Below are 940 nucleotides of genomic sequence, written 5' to 3'. Positions count from 1 at the left end.
CTCGATCACCGTCCACACCGGATGCGTGGGCGGCACCCACTCCCGCATGTCCGGCGGCAACAGGAACTGCTGATCACGATTCACCGGTCGATATCCCTTGGCCACCAACACATTATCCAGGAAACCCCAGGTCAGACCATGGTGACACGCGGACACCCCGACCCGGAATTTGCAACAGCCCCCGGGCGGTTAATAAGTACTCACGGGTGCGTCAGCGCAACTAGTTCATAGATATACTAAAAGCGGAGGTGGCGGGCGCTGGGCCTGCCACCGGCTCGCGATAGGGTTCCCCCATGACCGATGACGTAGCGCCGGTGCCTGTCGAGGTGCCCGAGAGCCTCGACTTCTGGTCGTTCATCGAACTGGCGAACAGGCGTCTGAGCACCGAATACGGTTCGACGCACGAACTCGCCACCCAGGTGCTCCTGACGTTGAACCGCGCGTCGAACGTGGTGACGTACGACCTGGAGTCGTCGATCCACCGACCGCGCGGGCTGTCGTGGTCGGCGTTCCGGTTGATGTTCGTGACGTGGCTGGCCGGGCCGGTCGAGTCGAAGACCGCCGCCAAGCTCACCGGCATGAGTCGAGCCGCCGTGTCGAATCTGACGAAAACGCTGGTCAGTGGGGGTCTGATGGAGCGGTCCCCGGACGAGCGGGACGGCCGGTCGGTCYAGTTGTCGCTCACGGAGAAGGGGCGCAGCGAGATCGGCGAGATCTACCGTGAGCAGAACGAGCGCGAGCATGCGTGGGCGAGCGTCCTCACCGAGCCGGAGCAGCGCATTCTCGTCATGCTGCTCGACAAGCTGATCACCAACCGCAGTCAGTTCGACGTCCGCGGCCGCAACTGACCCTGCTGCGCCTCCCGGAAAATCTGTGCTTGCCATCACGCCCCCAATTTAGTTAATGTGTTTACTACTACGGACACGCACTTCTAGGGGGG

The 940-nt window shown here is 62.7% G+C and carries 1 protein-coding gene; it reads left to right on the top strand.

Translation table 11 applies throughout. The annotated features are described in order from the left end of the window. Positions 1 to 293: 293 nt before the first annotated feature. Positions 294 to 848: a MarR family winged helix-turn-helix transcriptional regulator gene (locus tag AC1DWT_RS51580; protein ID WP_477926317.1), complete on the top strand. Its 555-nt coding sequence runs from the start codon at positions 294 to 296 to the stop codon at positions 846 to 848. The last annotated feature ends 92 nt before the right edge of the window (positions 849 to 940 follow it).

The organism is Rhodococcus sp. P4_B6 (genome assembly GCF_056402215.1).
Note: the sequence above shows the minus strand (reverse complement) of the source record. Positions and strands in the feature narration are given on the sequence as shown.